General features: G+C 70.4%; 17 protein-coding genes and 1 tRNA gene. 3 read left to right on the top strand and 15 right to left on the bottom strand.

What is annotated here, in order from left to right; translation table 11 throughout:
• Positions 1-13 precede the first annotated feature (13 nt).
• Positions 14-85, bottom strand: a tRNA-Gln gene (locus tag N1032_RS04440).
• Positions 86-203: 118 nt separating this feature from the next.
• Here N1032_RS04440 and N1032_RS04435 point away from each other — a divergent pair.
• Positions 204-704 carry a MarR family winged helix-turn-helix transcriptional regulator gene (locus N1032_RS04435; protein WP_259537720.1) on the top strand — a complete coding sequence of 167 codons (501 nt, stop codon included), beginning with the start codon at positions 204-206 and terminating at the stop codon, positions 702-704.
• Here N1032_RS04435 and N1032_RS04430 read toward each other — a convergent pair.
• The 3 genes from N1032_RS04430 to N1032_RS04420 form a co-directional block, all read right to left on the bottom strand.
• On the bottom strand, positions 701-1255 hold the full coding sequence (locus tag N1032_RS04430; protein WP_259537983.1) for a cell wall-binding repeat-containing protein: 555 nt from the start codon (positions 1253-1255) through the stop codon (positions 701-703). The genes N1032_RS04435 and N1032_RS04430 overlap by 4 nt on opposite strands.
• A gap of 30 nt (positions 1256-1285) precedes the next feature.
• Positions 1286-3013 (bottom strand): cell wall-binding repeat-containing protein, encoded by a 1728-nt coding sequence (locus N1032_RS04425; RefSeq protein ID WP_259537719.1) that lies wholly within the window; start codon positions 3011-3013, stop codon positions 1286-1288.
• A 206-nt stretch (positions 3014-3219) separates the two neighbouring features.
• Complete coding sequence (locus N1032_RS04420) at positions 3220-5091, bottom strand: ABC-F family ATP-binding cassette domain-containing protein (protein ID WP_259537718.1); 1872 nt, start codon at positions 5089-5091, stop codon at positions 3220-3222.
• Between the two features lie 115 nt (positions 5092-5206).
• Here N1032_RS04420 and N1032_RS04415 point away from each other — a divergent pair, with 115 nt between their 5' ends.
• The gene (locus N1032_RS04415) at positions 5207-6226 is read left to right on the top strand and encodes a polyamine aminopropyltransferase (RefSeq protein WP_259537717.1); all 1020 of its coding nucleotides are present in this window, start codon (positions 5207-5209) and stop codon (positions 6224-6226) included.
• Positions 6227-6405: 179 nt separating this feature from the next.
• On the opposite strand, the gene N1032_RS04410 is transcribed toward N1032_RS04415, so the two are convergent.
• From N1032_RS04410 to N1032_RS04395, 4 genes are read right to left on the bottom strand one after another with little or no spacing between them, the layout of a single operon-like run.
• Positions 6406-6894: a YdeI/OmpD-associated family protein gene (locus N1032_RS04410; protein WP_259537714.1), complete on the bottom strand. Its 489-nt coding sequence runs from the start codon at positions 6892-6894 to the stop codon at positions 6406-6408.
• Between the two features lie 10 nt (positions 6895-6904).
• The gene (locus N1032_RS04405; protein ID WP_259537712.1) at positions 6905-7546 is read right to left on the bottom strand and encodes a Pr6Pr family membrane protein; all 642 of its coding nucleotides are present in this window, start codon (positions 7544-7546) and stop codon (positions 6905-6907) included.
• A 9-nt stretch (positions 7547-7555) separates the two neighbouring features.
• Positions 7556-8839 (bottom strand): RNA polymerase sigma factor, encoded by a 1284-nt coding sequence (locus N1032_RS04400; RefSeq protein WP_259537711.1) that lies wholly within the window; start codon positions 8837-8839, stop codon positions 7556-7558.
• A complete protein-coding gene (locus tag N1032_RS04395; protein ID WP_259537710.1) occupies positions 8836-9261 on the bottom strand; it encodes a YciI family protein in 426 nt (141 codons plus the stop codon). Before N1032_RS04395 ends, N1032_RS04400 begins: the two co-directional genes overlap by 4 nt.
• A 122-nt stretch (positions 9262-9383) precedes the next feature.
• On the opposite strand from N1032_RS04395, the gene N1032_RS04390 reads away from it, so the two are divergent.
• Positions 9384-9920 carry an adenine phosphoribosyltransferase gene (locus N1032_RS04390; protein WP_456319115.1) on the top strand — a complete coding sequence of 179 codons (537 nt, stop codon included), beginning with the start codon at positions 9384-9386 and terminating at the stop codon, positions 9918-9920.
• 85 nt (positions 9921-10005) lie between these two features.
• Here the strand turns inward: N1032_RS04390 and N1032_RS04385 are convergent, their stop codons facing one another.
• The 7 genes from N1032_RS04385 to N1032_RS04355 all read right to left on the bottom strand — a co-directional run bounded on the left by N1032_RS04385 (position 10006) and on the right by N1032_RS04355 (position 17759).
• Positions 10006-10941, bottom strand: a complete 936-nt coding sequence (locus N1032_RS04385; RefSeq protein ID WP_259537708.1) for a 4-(cytidine 5'-diphospho)-2-C-methyl-D-erythritol kinase — start codon at positions 10939-10941, stop codon at positions 10006-10008.
• Between the two features lie 9 nt (positions 10942-10950).
• Positions 10951-11733: an alpha/beta fold hydrolase gene (locus N1032_RS04380; RefSeq protein WP_259537706.1), complete on the bottom strand. Its 783-nt coding sequence runs from the start codon at positions 11731-11733 to the stop codon at positions 10951-10953.
• A gap of 222 nt (positions 11734-11955) precedes the next feature.
• Positions 11956-13323 carry an NtaA/DmoA family FMN-dependent monooxygenase gene (locus tag N1032_RS04375; RefSeq protein WP_259537705.1) on the bottom strand — a complete coding sequence of 456 codons (1368 nt, stop codon included), beginning with the start codon at positions 13321-13323 and terminating at the stop codon, positions 11956-11958.
• Between the two features lie 41 nt (positions 13324-13364).
• Positions 13365-14522: an FAD-dependent oxidoreductase gene (locus N1032_RS04370; RefSeq protein ID WP_259537704.1), complete on the bottom strand. Its 1158-nt coding sequence runs from the start codon at positions 14520-14522 to the stop codon at positions 13365-13367.
• 129 nt (positions 14523-14651) lie between these two features.
• Complete coding sequence (locus N1032_RS04365) at positions 14652-15899, bottom strand: alpha/beta hydrolase family protein (RefSeq protein ID WP_259537703.1); 1248 nt, start codon at positions 15897-15899, stop codon at positions 14652-14654.
• A gap of 49 nt (positions 15900-15948) precedes the next feature.
• The gene (rsmA, locus tag N1032_RS04360) at positions 15949-16788 is read right to left on the bottom strand and encodes a 16S rRNA (adenine(1518)-N(6)/adenine(1519)-N(6))-dimethyltransferase RsmA (protein WP_259537981.1); all 840 of its coding nucleotides are present in this window, start codon (positions 16786-16788) and stop codon (positions 15949-15951) included.
• Between the two features lie 89 nt (positions 16789-16877).
• The gene (locus tag N1032_RS04355) at positions 16878-17759 is read right to left on the bottom strand and encodes a TatD family hydrolase (protein ID WP_407933007.1); all 882 of its coding nucleotides are present in this window, start codon (positions 17757-17759) and stop codon (positions 16878-16880) included.
• Positions 17760-17766: the final 7 nt, after the last annotated feature.

The raw sequence follows: 17766 nt of genomic DNA, 5'->3' as shown, positions 1-17766 counted from the left end.
CGGCCGAAAACCGCTCCGCCTCCAGGGTTCGAACCTAGACCTAACAGCTCCAAAGGCTGTCGTGCTGCCATTACACCAAGGCGGACCACCGGGATGGCTCCCGATGCAGTAGTCCAGTCTGCCAGACGCGGCGCGTGCTGGGCCTCCTCGGCGTGGGCCGGGGCGCCACTTCCGCCCGCGGCCGGGATGACGATAATGGGTGGATGACCAACAGGGACGCCCGCGACTCGGTCGACGAGATAGTCGAAGCCTGGATGCGCGAGCACCCGGGGCTCGACTTCTCGCCGCTGAAGATCTTGTCGCGCGTCACGCGGCTGGCGAAGCAGCTCGAGAAGACCAGGCGGGCCTCGTTCGCGACGGCCGGGCTGGAGTCGTGGGAGTTCGACGTGCTCGCCGCGCTGCGCCGCGCAGGGCATCCGCATGAGCTCAGCCCGAAGGCGCTGCTCGGGCAGACCTACGTGTCGAGCGGCACCATGACGAATCGCATCGACGGCATGGTGCGGCGCGGCCTCGTGGAGCGGCGCACCGACCCCAACGACGGGCGCGGCGTGCTGGTGTCGATGACGGATGACGGGCGAGACCGGGTCGACGCGGCCATCTCGCATCTCGTGGACGCCGAGACCGAGCTGCTCTCGGGGCTGTCGAAGGCCGACCAGGAGCGTCTCGCGGCGTTGCTGCGGCGGTTGTCGCTCGACATGGCCTAGGGCTCGCGGCCGGCCGCGCCCGTCGGCACCCCGTCACCGACTGGCCGGAGGTACTTCGCGAGCGCCGTCTTCACGGCGTCGGAAACGGTGTTCGTTCCGCCGAGAACGACGATGCGGGTCGGATTGAGTCGGTCGAGTTCTGCGGCGACGGCCGCGGGAATCTGATCGGCTGTCACGAGCAGCACGGGACCACGGTTCTGCATCGCGGCAGCGGAACCCGACAGCGCGTCGGGGAACACGGCCCCGGATGCGACATACACGATGTGCGCCTGCTCTTTGAAGGCCGTGGCCGAGACCGCCGCCGAGACGGCGAACCGGTCAGCACCGTCGATGCGGATGGTCGGCGCCGTGGCGCCCAGCTCGGTCACGACCTTCTCGTCGATGGTGTTGCGGCCACCGAGCACGACGATCCGGCTCGGCGCGAGCCGCTGGAGCTCGGTCGCGACGGACGCGGGGATCGCGTCTTTGGTCACGAGCAATACCGGCCCGCCGGCGCTCCCGGCAGCGGCCGAGCCCGACAGAGCGTCGGGGAATGTCGCCCCCGACGCGATGAAGACCGGCGGATGCTCCCCGCCCGCAGATCAGGCACGGCCGAACACCGACTTCGACACGTTCGCCGACACATCATAACGATCAGCGCCATCGACTCGCGTCACCGACGGCGCGTAGGCCGACAAGGCCGATTGCACGGTCGAGTCGATGCTGTTCGTTCCTCCGAGCACGACGATCCGCTGCGGCGCCAGTCGATGCAGCTCAATGCCCACGAGTGTCGGGATCGCGTCCTTCGTCACCAGCAGCACCGGCCCCCGCTCCGCGCCGGCAGCGGCAGACCCGGACAGCGCGTCGGCGAACCCGGCCCCGGATGCGATGTAGACCACCGGAACACCCGTACCGAAGGCGTCGGTCGCGACCCCGGCCGACACCGCGAACCGGTCAGCCCCACCAATCCGATCGACACGCGGCACCTCCCGAAGGTCATGCACGAAGATCTGCGGCCGCCGGCCCGTCACGCCCGGCACGGCATCCGTCGCATCCGATGCGAACACCACCTTGTCACCGTTCGCAGTGAGCGCCGGGTCTGCGGAATACCCGTCGCACATCCCGCCGGTGACCGCCGAACGGCACACCAACGACGTTCGGAGGACACCGAAAGTGCGAACGTAAGCCCTGGCGGACACCATAGGTCTCAACCCCCCGGTCTCGGGGACAAGACTTGTGGCGTTCGAGTTGAAGGCGATGCGTGAGCCGTCGGCCGAAATATCAGGGTCGAAACTGTCGCCGTTCGCGAACGACGTTCCTGCGACATCGAGCGACACGGCGACAGTGCCGTTGACGTCGAGATCTCTGAGGTAGACCTGCGACAGCCCGTTTCCGCCAAGCCTGGTGAGGTTCGCGGCCGTGCTCGTGAATGCGACCTCGCGGCCGTCGCGAGACAGTGAGGGGGAGCTGGAGTCGCTCACGCCGGCGTCTGCGCCAGAAACACCGACGCTGACCATCTCGATCATCGACCGGTCAGTATCGTTCACGTATATCTGCGTCGAGCCTCCGGTATCCACACCGGTGAGCGACGCCGCCGTCGCGAAAGCAACAGCCCCTCCATAGGCGGACACCGAGGGGAACATCGCGTCGAGCGCAGCGGCATGTCCGGAGGCGTCGCCACTCACCAGCGAGGTCACATCCCGCTCGCGACTGAAGACCTCGAACACGCCGGGCGTGGGAACCGCGGTCAAATTCGTCGCGTTACTCGAGAAAACGATCCTCGCTCCGTCTTCTGAGATGTCGACCTGGATGGCCCGTCCGTTCGCGGCACCGGGCACCACGTCGTTCGTCGCACTGACGAGAGCGATCGTGCCGCTCGCCCGCGACCACAACAGCACCTGCGCAACGGCGAACCGCGTGCTGACCAGATTGGTGGCTGTGGAGATGAATGCGACGAAATTGCCGTCGCCAGAGATGACAGCGCGGTCGGATTCCCCGTCTCCGAACACCCCCGAGGCGGCGCTGACCGCACGGGTCGACCCGTCGGCGGTGTCGCGAAGAAACACCTGACTGTGACGGGCCGTGGTCGGGACCGACACGAGGTTGGACGCCATGGAGCTGAACACCACGAACCGCCCATCGGATGACACCGAGGGTTGCGACGAGTAGTCGTTGCCGATCTGGCCCGGCATCGAATCGGCGACACTGACCAGTTTCGTTTCTGCCGGCGTCAACGTTTCCGCATACGCCGGCGTGCCCGCTGAAGACGCCAGACTTGCAAGCATGATCAGGACGGCCACTGGCCGCATCAGGAACGGGGGACGCGCCATCTCGACCTCATTCCTTCCCCCGTAGTACTGAGCATAGCTCAATTATTCCCGGCTCGTGAGAAATACGCACCGACTGCAGAGAGATGTTGATGAAGGATGAGGGGCGCGACCGGGTCGGCGCGGCCATCTCGCATCCGAGACCGTGTTACCGTCGGGGGTTCTCGAAGGCAGACCAAGAGCGTCTCGCGGCCGCGTTGCGGCGGGGGTCAGTCGAGCAGCTCCGAGAGCTCGAGCCAGCGGGTCTCGAGGGTGGTGATCTGCTCCTCGAGCGCGGAGAGATCGGCGGTGAGCGCGGCGAGACCGACGTAGTCGCTCTGGTCGAACTCGGCGATGCGGTGGTGCTGGGCGTCGATCTGACCGGTGAGCTTGTTGATGCGGCGCTCGAGCGACGAGCGCTCCTTCTCCGCGGTGCGCAACTCGGCGCCCGAGAGTGCGGGGGCAGCGACGGCGGCACCGGATGCCGCACCCGAGGTGCCGGCCGACGCGAGAGCCGCGGCATCCGTTCCCCCGGCGGGCAGGCTCGACGAGGTGCCGCCCGGTCCGCGATCGCGGGCGCGCGCGTCGGCCGAGCCCGCCCCCTGCTTGCGCAGCGTGAGGTATTGCTCGAGCCCACCCGGCAGGTGCCGGAACTTTTGGTCGAGCACCGCGTACTGCTGGTCGGTGACGCGCTCGAGCAGGTAGCGGTCGTGCGAGACCACGAGCAGCGTGCCCGGGAACGAGTCGAGCAGGTCTTCCAGCGCCGCGAGCATGTCGGTGTCGAGGTCGTTGGTGGGCTCGTCGAGGATGAGCACGTTCGGCTCGTCGAGCAGAATCAGCAGCAGCTGCAAGCGGCGCTTCTGGCCTCCCGAGAGGTCTTTGACGGGCGTGGTGAGCTGGGCGCTGGTGAAGCCCAGGCGCTCGAGCAGCTGACCGGGCGTGAGCTCCTTGCCGCCCGCGACATACGAGGTGCGATAGCGGCCGATGACCTCGCTGACGCGGTCGTTCATCACGTCTTCGAGCTCGGCGAGCTGCTGGGTGAGGCTCGCGATCTTGACGGTCTTGCCGCGCTTCACCCGGCCCGAGGTCGGTTCGACCGCGCCGGTGACCAAGCCGAGCAGCGTCGACTTTCCGGCGCCGTTGACGCCCAGGATGCCGGTGCGCTCGCCCGGGGCGATGCGCCACTCGACGTCTTGAAGCACGGGCCGGCCGTCGAACGAGACCGAGGCGTCGAGGATGTCGACCACGTCTTTGCCGAGGCGGGCGGTGGCCATCTGGGTGAGCGACACGGTGTCGCGCACGGGCGGTTCGTCGGCGATCAGCTCTGCCGCGGCATCCATGCGGAACTTCGGCTTCGACGTGCGGGCCGGCGCGCCGCGGCGCAGCCACGCGAGCTCCTTCTTCATGAGGTTCTGGCGCTTCGACTCCATCGTGCTCGCCATGCGGTCGCGCTCGACGCGCTGCAGGATGTAGGCGGCGTATCCGCCCTCGAAGGGCTCGATCAGGCGGTCGTGCACCTCCCAGGTGTCGGTCGACACCTCGTCGAGGAACCACCGGTCGTGCGTCACGACGGCGAGTCCGCCCGAGCCGGCGGGCCAGCGGCGCTTGAGGTGCTGAGCGAGCCAGGCGATGCCCTCGACGTCGAGGTGGTTGGTGGGCTCGTCGAGGAAGATGATGTCCCAGTCGCCCACCAGCAGGGCCGCGAGCGCCACCCGACGGCGCTGCCCGCCGGACAGCGTGCCGATGACGGCGTTCCAGTCGATGTCGCCGAGCAGGCCGCCGATGACGTCGCGCACCCGCGCGTCGCCCGCCCACTCGTGCTCGTCGAGGTCGCCGACGACCGCCTGGGCGACGGTGAGCGAGGAGTCGACGGTGTCGGCCTGGTCGAGCATGCCGAGGGTCACGCCGCGGCGGCGGGTGACGCGCCCGCTGTCGGGTTGAATGCGCCCCGAGAGCAGCGAGAGCAGCGTCGACTTGCCGTCGCCGTTGCGGCCGACGATGCCGACGCGGTCGCCCTCGTTCAGGCCCACGGTGACGGAATCGAAGATGACTCGGGTCGGATATTCGAGATGGAGCGCCTCAGCGCCCAGAAGATGAGCCACCCGTCGAGGGTACCCGGTTCACCTGGGGCCCCGGCCGGGTTTCGCGCTGGGTTTCGCGCTGGGCGTCGCGCTGGCCGTCGCGCTGGCCGTCGTGGCAGCGACGTAAACTGTGCGGGTGCCGAAGCATCGCAGGTCGTTCTCACTGCAACTCGATCACCGCCGGGCCCGGCTGACCCTGCTCGACCGCAAGGCGGCACGCTACGAGCTCGAGGTCGACGGCATTCCGCAATCGGTGGTGTCGGTCAACGACCCCACGACGCTCGAGTACCCCTACATCCGGCACATCGCTCGAGCACTGGATGCCGCGGCACCCACGGGAGGGCCGCTGTTCACCGTGCACCTCGGCGCCGGCGCGCTCACGCTTCCCCGCTACGTCGAGGCGACCCGGCCGGGGTCGCCGCAACTCGTGGTGGAGTTCGAGCCCGCGCTCTTCGAGGCGGTGGTGACCGCGCTGCCGCTCGCCGAGGGCAACGACGTGCGCGTGGTCTTCGGCGATGCCCGCGCCGTGGCGGATGCGCCGCTGCCGGCGACGACGGATGCCGGCCCGGGGGCAGGTGACGGCCAGGTGCCGGGTGTCGGCGCGGCGGCGGATGCCGGCACGGGGGCGGGTGTCGGCCAAGCGGCGGGTGACGGCCAGGCGGCGAGCCTCAGCCCCGAGAGGCCGCCCGCCGCGGCCGGCGTGCCCGTCGCCGACGACACCTCCTGGGTCGGCGCCGAGTTCACGGTGGTGGACCTCTGGGACGCCGCCGTCATCCACCAGCGCGTCGCGACCCTCGAGTTCTACCGGCGCGTGGCAGCGCGGGCGGCCGAGGGCGGAGTGGTGGCGGTGAACCTGCTCGACGGGCATCCGTTCGATTACTCCCGGCGGCAGGCCGTGACGCTCGCGGCCGTGTTCGCGCACGTGGCGGTGGTGCTCGACGCGGGTCCCGACGACGACGAGGGCCCGCTCGGCAACGTGCTGGTGTTCGCCAGCGACGAGCCGCTCGAGCTCGTGGCGCGCCCCGACCTGCTCAGCACACCTCAGCCGCACGTGCTGCACGGTGCGACGCTCGAGGCCTGGACCGCCGATGCCGCCCTCATGACCGACGCCGACGGCACCGACTCCCCCGACCCCGACGACCCGCGCTGGGACTGACCTCCGCCCACCACCACCGCCCGGCCCCACCGTGCAGTGCGGCGCCGGGCGGCGGTGGCTGGTCGGTCGCTACGGACGCGGCTTCGGAGGCATGGTGCCCATGACGGTGGCCTTTCTCGATCGGGACGGGGGTTCGGCCACCGTATGCCCGGCGCGCCCTCCAGCCGCCTGAGTAATCTCTACTTCACTCGTTTGCGCTCGGCGACCATCGCCGGCAGCCGGGCGATGCGCGCAGCGCGCGTGTCGGGCCTCTTGGCGCCGTCGATCCACTGCTGATATTCGCGCTGATGGCTGTAACTCAAGGCCTCGAACGCCTCGGCCTGCCCGCTCTCGGCGAGCGCGGCGCGGGCGTCGGCTCCCAGCTCCACCACGCGCGGAGCCTCGTCGACCCGCAGCACGACGTGCACCCGATCGCCCGCCTCCTTGCCGATGCGCGCCCGGATCTCCTTGAGCAGCACGAGCATGTGCTCGTCGCCGCCCATCTTCATCAACGACCCCCGGTAGGGCTCGCCATCGATGGTGGCGGCGACGGGAACGCGGCCCTTCACCCCGAAGAGCTCGGGCACGCTGAACGGGAAGATCACCCACGCACTCGCGTTGGCGACATCCGTGTTACGCACGATCACGGCGTCGAACTCGACGGCGCCCGGGTCTCGGTAGTCGACCATGACGCCGACGCTACCGAGCGCCGCGCAGGACGCGTGTGCGGCTCAACCCGATCACCGCGCAGGCCATCAGCCCGATGAAGCCCGCGATCGCGACCACGTAGACGGCGACCGCGCCGTAGCCCCCGGGTTGCGCGGGGTTGAGGAACGGGTAGGGATACCACCCCACGATCGGCCCCCTGATCATGGTGTACACCGACCACACCAGCGGGAACGCGATGATGACCCAGATCGACTGCCAGCGCAGCGGCGACTTGCCCGGCGCGAGGATCCACACCAGAACGATGTAGATCGGTGCGATCAGGTGCAGCACCTCGTTCGACCACGCGAGCGTGCGGCCCTGCTCGAGCGTGATGCCGCGCAGCAGCAGGTTGTAGACCACGCCCGTCGTGGCCATGTAGGTCACCACGGCCGCGAGCGACAGGTTGAACCAGGCCGGATCCCGCCGCCGCGTGAAGCCGTAATAGGCGCCGATCAGCAGCGCCACCGCGGCGAGCGCGTTCGACAGGATGGTGAAGTAGCTGAAGAAGTTCACCAGGAAATGCGCGACGCCCTCGGCCGGGGTGACCTCGAGGCTGTAGATGAGCTGCCCCACGATCGCGGCGATGATGATGCCCGCCGCGACGATGCGGATGACCCCGAAGACTGTGCGCATGGCCACACTCTAGCGAGGGGTGCCGACGTCGAGACCGGCCGCTTTCGCCCGCAGCACGTCGCGCTCGCGCTCGTTGGCGGTCAGCGCGGCGGCCGCCTCGAGCTCCCGCCGCGCCTCGGTGAACCGGCCGAGGCGCGAGAGCAGCTCACCGCGCACGCTCGGCAGCAGGTGCGACCCGGCGAGCGCGCCCTGCGCGACGAGCCCGTCGACCACGAGCAGAGCGGATGCCGGCCCGGTGGCCATCGACACCGCCACCGCCCGGTTCAGCTCCACCAGCGGGTTGGGTGCGATGCGCCCGAGTGCCTCGTAGAGCAGCACGATCTGCGCCCAGTCGGTGTCGTCGACGCTCGGAGCCACGGCATGGCACTCGGCGATGGCGGCCTGCAGCGCGTAGTTGCCCCGCCCGCGGCCGAGCGCCCGCGCGCTCGAGTCGGCCCGCGCGAGGGCTGCCCGGCCGCGCACGATCTGGGCGCGATCCCAACGCGATCGGTCCTGGTCGGCCAGCAGCACCGGTGTGCCGTCGGCCCGCACCCGGGCGGCGAAGCGCGAGGCCTGCAGCTCCATCAACGCGACCAGGGCGTGCACCTCGGGCTCGCGCGGCAGCAGTCCTTCGAGCACGCGGCCGATGCGCAGGGCTTCGTTCGCGAGCTCGGTGCGCATCCAGCGGTCACCGGATGTCGCGGCATACCCCTCGGTGAAGATCAGGTAGACCACCCCGAGCACCGGCCCGAGCCGCGCTCGCCATTCACTGGGGTCGGGCACCTCGAAGGGCACCTTCGCCGCCGCCAGGGTCTTCTTCGCGCGCACGATGCGCTGCTGCACGGTCGCCACGGGAACGAGGAAGAGCCGCGCGAGCTCCTCGGTGGTGAGCCCGCCGATCACCTTCAGGGTGAGGGCGACCTGGGCCTCGCGCGAGAGCACGGGGTGGCAGGCCGTGAAGACCAGCCGCAGCACGTCGTCGTCGATCGGCTGCCAGGAGTCGACCGCCGCGGGCTCTCCCGTTGCCCCGCCCCACCGGGCTTCGAGGTCGTGCGCCAGCGCGCGGTAGCGGTCGTCGAGGCGCTCGCGCCGGCGCCAGCCGTCGATCGCCTTGCGCTTCGCCACGGCGGTGAGCCAGGCGCCGGGGTTCTGCGGCACGCCCGACTCCGGCCACTGGGCCAGCGCGTCGACCACCGCCTCCTGCGCCAGGTCTTCGGCGAGGCCGACGTCGCCCGTCATCGTCGCGAGCGTCGCGACGACGCGCGCGCTCTCGATGCGCCAGACGGCGTCGACCGTGCGCCGCACGTCGGTCATTTCGAGCTCTGCTCCTCGCGCCAGCCCTCTTCCTTCTTGAGGAACTCGTTGTCGGCGAAGTCCTGGAAGTCGCTCATGTCGGTGACCCGGCGCACCTCGAGCTTCGAGCCCTCGCCGAGCGGCGCGCGGCTGGCCCACTCGGCGGCCTCCTCCTTCGACGACACCTCGATGATCCAGAATCCGCTGAACAGCTCGTGGGTCTCGCCGTAGGGGCCGTCGGTGACGATGGGGGTCTCGGCCGAGAAGTCGACGACGAAGTTCTGCGACATGTCGTCGGCCAGTCCGTCGCCGGCCAGCAGCACGCCCGCCTTCATCATCGACTCGTTGTAGGCGCCCATCTGGTTGATGATCTGCTCGAAATCGGCCTTCTCGTAGGCCTTCTTGGCCGCCTCGGTCGATCGCATGATCAGCATGAACTTCATGATTGTCTCCTTGTGGGTGGGGCCGCCGATTGCGTCCTCTAACTATGACGTCGAACGGCGGGCGCACGGATCGACATCGCCCGGAAAAAAGTTTCGCCGGCGTGCGCGAATAGCATGGCAAGGTGCCAGAAACCGACATCGCCGCCATCATCCGCGGCGGAATGACCGAGACGCCCGACTTTCCGCAGCCCGGCATCCTGTTCCGCGACCTGTCGGGCCTGTTCGCCGACGGCCCGTCGCTGCGCGCGGTCGCGGGCGCCCTGCTCGACGGGTTCGGCGAGATGGACGCCGTGGTGGGCGTCGAGGCGCGGGGCTTCGTGCTCGGCACCGCCGCCGCCGTGAACGCGGGGCTCGGGATGCTCGCGGTGCGGAAGGCCGGCAAGCTGCCGGGCGACGTGCTCACCGAGAGCTACGACCTGGAGTACGGCACCGCCGCGCTGCAGGTGCACCCCGATACGCTGCCGGCGGGCTCCCGGGTGGTGATCGTCGACGACGTGCTCGCCACCGGCGGCACCCTGGCCGCGACCTTGCGGTTGATGGAGCGAGCCGGGTGGCGGGTGGTCGGGATCGCGGTCGTCATCGAGCTGGTCGACCTCGGCGGCCGCGCCGCGCTCGAGGCCCTCACCGACGCACCGATCGAGGCGCTGCTCACGCTCTGAGGCGCGAATCAGCGGAGATTCGCGGGTTCGTGCACCCCTGATGGACGAACCGACGATTTCCCGCTGATTCGGAGCGCGCGACGGCTCAGTCGCCGACGACGCGCGCGCCCGCGACCGGGCCGGTGACCCGCACCACGTGGTAGCGGGCGGCGCTCAGCGCGATCTGCAGCTCGAGCGCCCCGTCGATGTCGGCGGCCAGGAACGCGACGGTCGGCCCGGAGCCGGAGACGAGGCCGGCGAGGGCGCCGTTCTCCTCGCCCACTTCGAGCACGGCGGCGAGCCCCGGGCTCAGGTGCAGCGCCGGCGCCTGCAGGTCGTTGTGCAGCGACTCGGCGAGCATGTGCGGGTCGCCCGCACGCAGCGCCTGCAACACGTCGGCGTCAACCGTCGGCTGGCCGCGGGCGGGGAAGATGTCTTGCGAGTGCCGCTCGCGGTGCCGGTCGAGCTCGCGGTAGACCTCGGGAGTCGACACGCCGTGGTCGGGCAGCACCAGGATCCAGTGGAACTGACCCTTCGCGAGGGCCGGGCTCAGCTGGTCGCCGCGGCCCGTTCCGATCGCGGTTCCGCCGGTGAACGCGAAGGGCACGTCGGCGCCGAGTTCGGAGGCGAGGGTGAGCAGCTCTTCGCGGCCGACATCCGTTCCCCAGAGCGTGTCGCAGGCCAGGAGGGTGGCCGCCGCGTCGGCCGAGCCGCCGCCCATGCCACCCGCGATCGGCACGTTCTTGTCGATCGTCAACCGCACGCCCTCGCGGTAACCGGTCTTGCGCGCCAGCAACCGGGCCGCGCGGATGGCGAGGTTCGAGCCGTCGGTCTCGAGCGACGAGGTGTCGATGTGGCCGCCGAACTCGACCGAGAAATCGCTGGCCGGCGACGCGTAGACGTCTTCGTAGAGCGAGACCGCCTGGTAGGCCGTCGCGACGTCGTGGTAACCGTCGTCCATCACGGCGCCGACCTTGAGGAACACGTTGATCTTGCCCGGAGCCCTCACGTGCACGGTCTTCGTGAGGCCCCGATTGGTCATGCCTCCAACCTATCCCACGAGGCGGAGGGCTTCTGCGACCACCCTCTCAGGGTCGTCGCGCTGGACGGAATGGCCGGCGCCGGCCACCACGGTGTAGCCGAAATCGCCGGCCGCGACGGTCAGCCGATCACCCTCGGCGGCCGAGAACGATGCGCCCAGCGCGGGGTCGGCGGCCAGCACCCGCACGGCGACCGACGCCGGGATGCGCGCCGCGACCGGCTCCAGCTGCCACTCGGAGTTGTCGCGCACGGTGTGCTCGATCACGAACGCGCTCACCAGGCGAACGGCGTTCGCCTTCTGCACCGCGTCTTCGAGCTGCCAGCGCGGGTTCTTCTGCAGCAGCGCGGCCGGATCGGTCTGGTCGAGGTCGCCGAGCAGGTCGGCGACCAGCGCCTCGACGTCGGAGGGCAGCACCGAGAACACGGGGTCGACGAGCAGCAGGGCACGGGCCCACCGGGCGTGTGCCTCGGCCGTGACCGTGGCCACGGCACCGCCGAGGGAGTGCCCGATCACGAGATCCCACGGCCCGTCGTGGGATGGTATGAGAGCGGCCACGTCGGCGGCGTGGTCGGCGAGGGCGTAGCGCGTGGTGCGCGGCGATGCACCGTGCCCGCGCAGGTCGGGAGCGGTGACCGACCACCCCGCCTCGGCGAGAGCGCTCGCCACCCGCCACCAGGTGCCGGCCGACGACCCCAGGCCGTGGAGCAGCAGGGCGGCCGGGCGGGCATCGGGGGCGCCCCACCGCAGGGTCGGGAGGCGAACGGCGAACGGAGCGGGCGGGTTCGAGGTCACGACTCGATCCTCGCACCCGCGCCGTCGGCGCGTGCGGGCCCGACGGTCACAGAAGCGCGATTTCCCGCCAGCGCCGAGGCTGATCGGTCAGCGGATGCGGAAATAACGACGACCGACCCCGTATATGCCGCCGCTCTTCGGAATTTCGTCATCCGCTAACCGATACCGTCGCCGGCCCGGAGCCCCGAGCCCGCCCCGCGAGCCCCACGCTCCGAGCCCCGCCTACGCCGACGCGCGCGCCGGCTCGGCGCCCACCCGCGAACCGCCGTCCGCCACCGCGTGCCGGTTCTCGGGCACCGCGAGACCCAGGTGCGACCGCAGCGTGTCGCCCTCGTACTCGCCGCGGAACAGGCCCCGCGCCCGCAGGATCGGCAGCACCTCGCCGGTGAACCGCCGAAAATCGCTCGGCAGGTTCTGCAGCAGGATGATGCCGTCGAGCGCCCCCTCGGTGAACCACCGCTCGAGCTCGTCGGCCACGGTCTCGGCCGTGCCCGCGAAGGGCGACGGCGTGAACCCGGTGAAATGCAGCACGGTCTCGCGCAGCGTGAGCCCGTGCTCGCGGGCGTAGGCCTTGATCACCCGCGACTGGGTGCGCGCGCTGAGCTCGCCGATGTCGCCGAGCTCGGGGAACGGGGCGTCGAGATCGTACTGCGTGAAGTCGTGCCACCCGAAGGCACGGCTGAAGATGCCGAGCTGCTTGTCGAACGGCTTGGCGTCGTGGATGGCGCGCTCGATCGCGCGGGCCTCCTCGACCGTGTCGGCGACGATCGGCGACACCCCGGGCAGCACCAGGATCTCGTCGCCGCCGCGGCCGCGCGCGAGTGCCCGGGCCTTGATGTCGGTGTAGAACGCCTGACCGGCCTCGAGCGACGGCGCGAAGGTGAAGACCGCCTCGGCCACCTCGGCACCGAGATCGCGCCCCTCGTCGGAGTTGCCGGCCTGGAAGATGACCGGCTGCCCCTGAGGCGACCGGATGGCGTTGAGCGGCCCCTCGACGTCGTAGTACTGCCCGTGGTGGCTCACCGGGTGCAGCTTCGACGCGTCGACGAACCGGTCGCCCTCGACGTCGTAGGGGAAGGCGTCGTCTTCGTAGGAATCCCAGAGCTCCTGCACCACGCGCACGTGCTCGAGGGCCCGGCCGTAGCGCTCGGTGTAGTCGTAGTGCTGCTCGCGGCCGTACTGGCCTGCCGTGCCCTCGTCGGTGGAGGTGACGATGTTCCAGCCCGCGCGACCGCCTGAGATGAGATCGAGCGAGGCGAACCGCCGGGCCGTGTTGAACGGCGAGTTGTACGAGGTCGACAGCGTGCCCACGAGGCCGATGCGCGAGGTGGCCGTCGAGACCGCGGCGAGGATGGTGAGCGGCTCGAGCCGGTTGAGATAGTGCGGCGGCGAGTCGGGGGTGATGAAGGTCGAGTCGGCGATGAAGAAGAAGTCGAGCTTGCCCTCTTCGGCGATGCGAGCCCATTCGATGTACTTCTCGATGCGCACGCCGGCGTCGGGGGCGAGCTCGGGGTTCTTCCAGAGCGAGTGCTGGCCCGGTCCGCCCACGCCGTGGTAGGCCGCGCCGATTCTGAGGTGTCGTGTCGTCATAGCCACGATTGTGACGAGCGGGCCAAACAAACGGTGTTTGTTTACCGTTTGTTTCGAGCCGCTCGCAGCGAGAACATCGCCGGAGCCCGGATGCCGTCGACCAGGTCGGCCAGCAGCCGCCCCACCACCGGGGTGAACTTGAAACCGTGGCCCGAGAAGCCGGCTCCGACCGCCACCGGCCCGATGCGGTCGATCACGAAGTGGGAGTCGCGGGTCGACGTGTAGGTGCAACTGATCTCGGCGAACGCGTCGGGGTCGACCCCCGGCAGCCACTCCCCCGCGTAGCGGCGCAGGGCGGCGAGCTGCCGGGGCTCCGACCGGAAGGTGCGCGCATCCGGATCGGCGACCGGCCCCACCCCGTGCCAGCCGGCCTTGATGCCCTCGCCCGGCGTCTGCACGCCGTAGACCGGCGAGCGCCAGTAGCCGTAGCGCCGGTCGCCGGCCGTCGGGTAGTGGTTGAACCCGGGCCACGCCGCGGCCGGGTCACGGGGCCGGAAGTGGGCGGGCTGCTCCTGCGTGACGGTGAGCCGCGGCAGCACGACGGCGCCGCCCACGAGCTTCGCCGTCCAGGCCCCGAGGGTGACGACGAGGCGGCGGCACTCGAAAACCTCCGGCTCGCCGAGGGGCTCGCCCGCGGCATCCGTTCGCACCACCTCGACCTGAGCCCGCTCGTCGCCGAGAATGCGGATGCGGGTGACCCGCGCGTGGTGCTCGACCTGCGCCCCGTGGGCCACCGCGGCCGCCTGCAGCGCCGCCACGCTCGCGTCGGCATCGATGCGGCCCGCCTGCGGGAGGTGCAGCACGGTCTGATCGAACCGGATGCCGGGCCAGCGCTCGTCGGCGAGCGCGGGTGGCACGAACTCGGCGTCGAAACCGAAGTTCGGCAGCACCCGGGCGATCTCGTCGAACTCGGGGTTCTGACCGTGGTTCACCATGCCGGTCTGCTCGAGCAGCCGCTCGCCGGTCTCACGCTCGAGCTCCCGCCATTCGCGGTGCGCGTCGGTCAGCATGCGCAGGTAGACGGGGTCGCTGTAGGCGAGGTTGAAGTTGCGCGAGGCCCCGTGCGACGCTCCGAGAACGTGCCCGGGCGCGAATCGCTCGAACAGCGTCACCTCGGCACCCCGGCGGGCGAGCTGCCAGGCGGCGGCGGATCCCATCGCCCCACCGCCCACGACGATGGTGTCGAGGTGCGTTGGCATGCTCTGAAAATATGTGCCCCGCACGGGTGGCGCGAGTCGGTCGAAACACAAGGTAAGACGAAGACCCTTTGTGACGGATGCCGCGACGGATGCCACGACGGATGCAGCCGCCGCTGGGCTCGGGCAGCGCTAGCCGGCGCGGCCCAGCTGCTCGTCGAAGAAGCCGAACATGCGCGCCTCGGTCAGCTGCCGCCCGAGCGGCTGGCAGTGGAAGTTCGCTCCCTGCTCCCGGGTGAATCGGGCGAGCACTTTCTCACCGGGCAGGGCGTCGAAGAGCTGCTGCGACTGACCGGGCCAGAACTGCTCGTCGTCGGGCGATGTGATGAGCAACGGGGTGCTGATCTGTTGCACGACATCGCGCAGGTTGTAGCCGAGCACCGCGGTGTAGGTGTCGAAGTCGGTCGACATGCCGTAAGGCCGACGACGGAACGCCAGCGTCGCTGCGAGCTTCGGATCGGCCGACGCCTGCTGCATGCCGCCGTTGAAATCGGCGGAGTCACCCGAGGTCAGCAGGTCGATCATCGCCGTCGGCAGGTGCGCCGTCCACGATGTCGACACGTCCATCACACCGGGATCGGCGACGGCCGCGACGAAGCGCTTCTCGAACGCGAGGGCCCGTGGCAGCCAGTATCCGGCTTGGCTGATGCCGTAGGCGAGCAGCCTCGTCGCATCGACATCGGTGCGCGCCGCGAGGGTGTCGACGACGGGCGTCAGCACGGCCTCCCAGTCGGGGCGGAACGGCACCCCGTGGTCGAACAGCATCGTCTGCTGACCCGGCCCGTCGTAGAGGAACGCGTTCCATCCGCGAGCCACGGCGGTCGACGCTCCGGCCGCCCACAACGACGAGATCGAGCCGTCGCTGCCGTTGGTGAGCACGAGCGTCGGGCGGGGCGCGCCCGAGTCATCCGGGCGGAACAGATAGCCCGGCAGCGTCGTGTTCTCGTAGGGCACCGCCACACGCTGGGCAGCGGCACCGGATGCGTCGACGAACGCGTCGAAGGCCGCCCGGTGCAGCGCGAACACGGGCGCGAACAGGGTCTGATCGGTCATGGCATCGCTGAACCCGATGGAGCGGGAGTAGGCATCCGCGGCCCCGAGGAAGAAGCGGGCGGCCGCCTGCTGGTGACCCGCGGTGGCACTCGCCTCGGCCTCGGCGTGGAGGGCGTCGGCCGCCGCCCGCCATGCGACGTACCAGCTGTCGGCGTCGCCGTCTTTCACCCGCGCGATGGTGGCGAGCACCAGACCCACGTCGAAGAATCCCTGCGCCGCGTTGCCGAGAGCGGTTCTCGCCTCGAAGTCGAAGTCGGGGTCGCGGAAGAAGCCGGTCGAGAACACAGCGTTCGGGGTGCTCGCCGCCGCGGTCGGGGAATCGGTCATCGGCTCTCCTCATCTCGGGTTCGCCCGAGCCCAGGCCAGCGAGCGGGCGTCACCGGAGCGAAGCCTTCGCCACGGCCAAGAAGTCGTGTACCGAGAGCTGCTCGCCGCGCGAGGTCGGCTCGACGCCGGCGTCGGTCAGGATGCGCGACGCGGCCTGCGAGTCGCCGAGCACCACCGAGAGCGACTGGCGCAGCATCTTGCGCCGCTGCTGGAACGCGGCGTCGACGATCTCGAACGTGCGCACCCGCAGCTCCTCCGACGCGAGCCCCGTGCCCACCCGCTCGAACCCCACGAGCACCGAGTCGACGTTGGGCACCGGCCAGAACACCTGACGGCTCACCTGCCCGGCGGTGCGCCAGGTGCCATACCACGCCGCCTTCACGCTCGGACTGCCGTAGACCTTCGACCCCGGCGGGGCGGCGAGACGGTGGCCCACCTCGGCCTGCACCATCACGACACCCGCCGTGATCGACGGAAAGTGCTCGAGCAGGTGCAGCAGCACGGGCACCGACACGTTGTAGGGCAGGTTCGCGACGAGGCGCGACGGCTCGCCGGGCAGCTCCCGGATGCGCAGGGCGTCGTCGCGGATGACGGTGAGCTGAGCGTCGGGGGCGAGCTGCGAGACCGTCAGCGGCAGCTGCTCGGCCAGTCGCCGGTCGATCTCGACCGCCACGACCGAGGCGCCGGCTTCGAGCAGCCCGAGGGTCAGCGATCCGAGGCCCGGACCCACCTCCACGACGGTGTCGCCGGGCTCGACCTTCGCCACCCGCACGATCTTGCGCACCGTGTTGGCGTCGATGACGAAGTTCTGCCCGAGCTTCTTGGTGGGGTTGAGGTCGAGCAGGGCGGCGAGATCACGGATCTCGGCCGGACCGAGCAGGGAGACCACGGATGAATCGGCCGCACCGGCCGCCGCGCCGCCGGGTTGCTCGCCGCCGGGCTGGTCGCCGCCGGACTGCTCGCCGCCGGGCTGCTCGGTCACGACGCCTGCACGGGGTCGTCTTCCCAGCGGCCGTAGACGAGCTCGGTGTTCGACGAGATCTGCGCGGCCAGCATCGACACGTCGGTGCCGAGGTGCGCTGCCATCGCGCGGAGGGTGTGGGGAATGAGGTAGGGCGCGTTGGGGCGGCCGCGGTAGGGCATCGGCGTGAGGTAGGGCGCATCCGTCTCGACCAGCAGCAGCGCCCGCGGGGCGACCTCGAGCGCCTCGCGCAGGTTGCCCGCGTTCTTGAACGTGACGTTGCCGGCGAACGACATGTACCAGCCGTTCTCGGTGCAGATCTCGGCGAGCTCGGCGTCACCCGAGAAGCAGTGGAACACCGTGCGCTCGGGAGCCCCGACGCGTTTCAGCGTCTCGATCACCTCGGTGTGCGCGTCGCGGTCGTGGATCTGCAGCGCGATGCCGTTCTCTTTCGCGATCTCGATGTGGGCCTCGAACGACCGGTACTGCGCCGCCCGCCCGTCGTCGCCGGTGCGATAGAAGTCGAGCCCGGTCTCGCCGACCGCGCGCACCCGCGGCCAGGTGGCGAGCTCGGCGATCTCGGCGAGCGCCGCCTCGAGGCCGCCGGCGGCGTCGTATTCGGGGGCGTCGTTGGGGTGGATCGCCACCGCCGCCAGCATGCGCGGCTCGCGGGCCGCCTGCTCGGCCGACCAGCGGCTCGTCTCGAGATCGGTGCCGACCTGCACCACCCCGCGCACGCCGACCGCCGACGCCCGGTCGAGGTGCTCGTGGTAGTCGATCGGGTCGTCGCCGTCGGCGACCTCGAGGTGCGTGTGGTTGTCGTAGACCGGCACCACCAGCGCCTCGGGCAGCGGCGGGTAGGTCTGGTCGCCGCGCTCCGAAGGCTCGCGCTTGCGCAGGTAGGCG

Source organism: Herbiconiux daphne, from assembly GCF_024979295.1.
In the GTDB taxonomy this organism is placed as follows: Bacteria; Actinomycetota; Actinomycetes; order Actinomycetales; family Microbacteriaceae; genus Herbiconiux; species Herbiconiux daphnes.
Note: the sequence above shows the minus strand (reverse complement) of the source record. Positions and strands in the feature narration are given on the sequence as shown.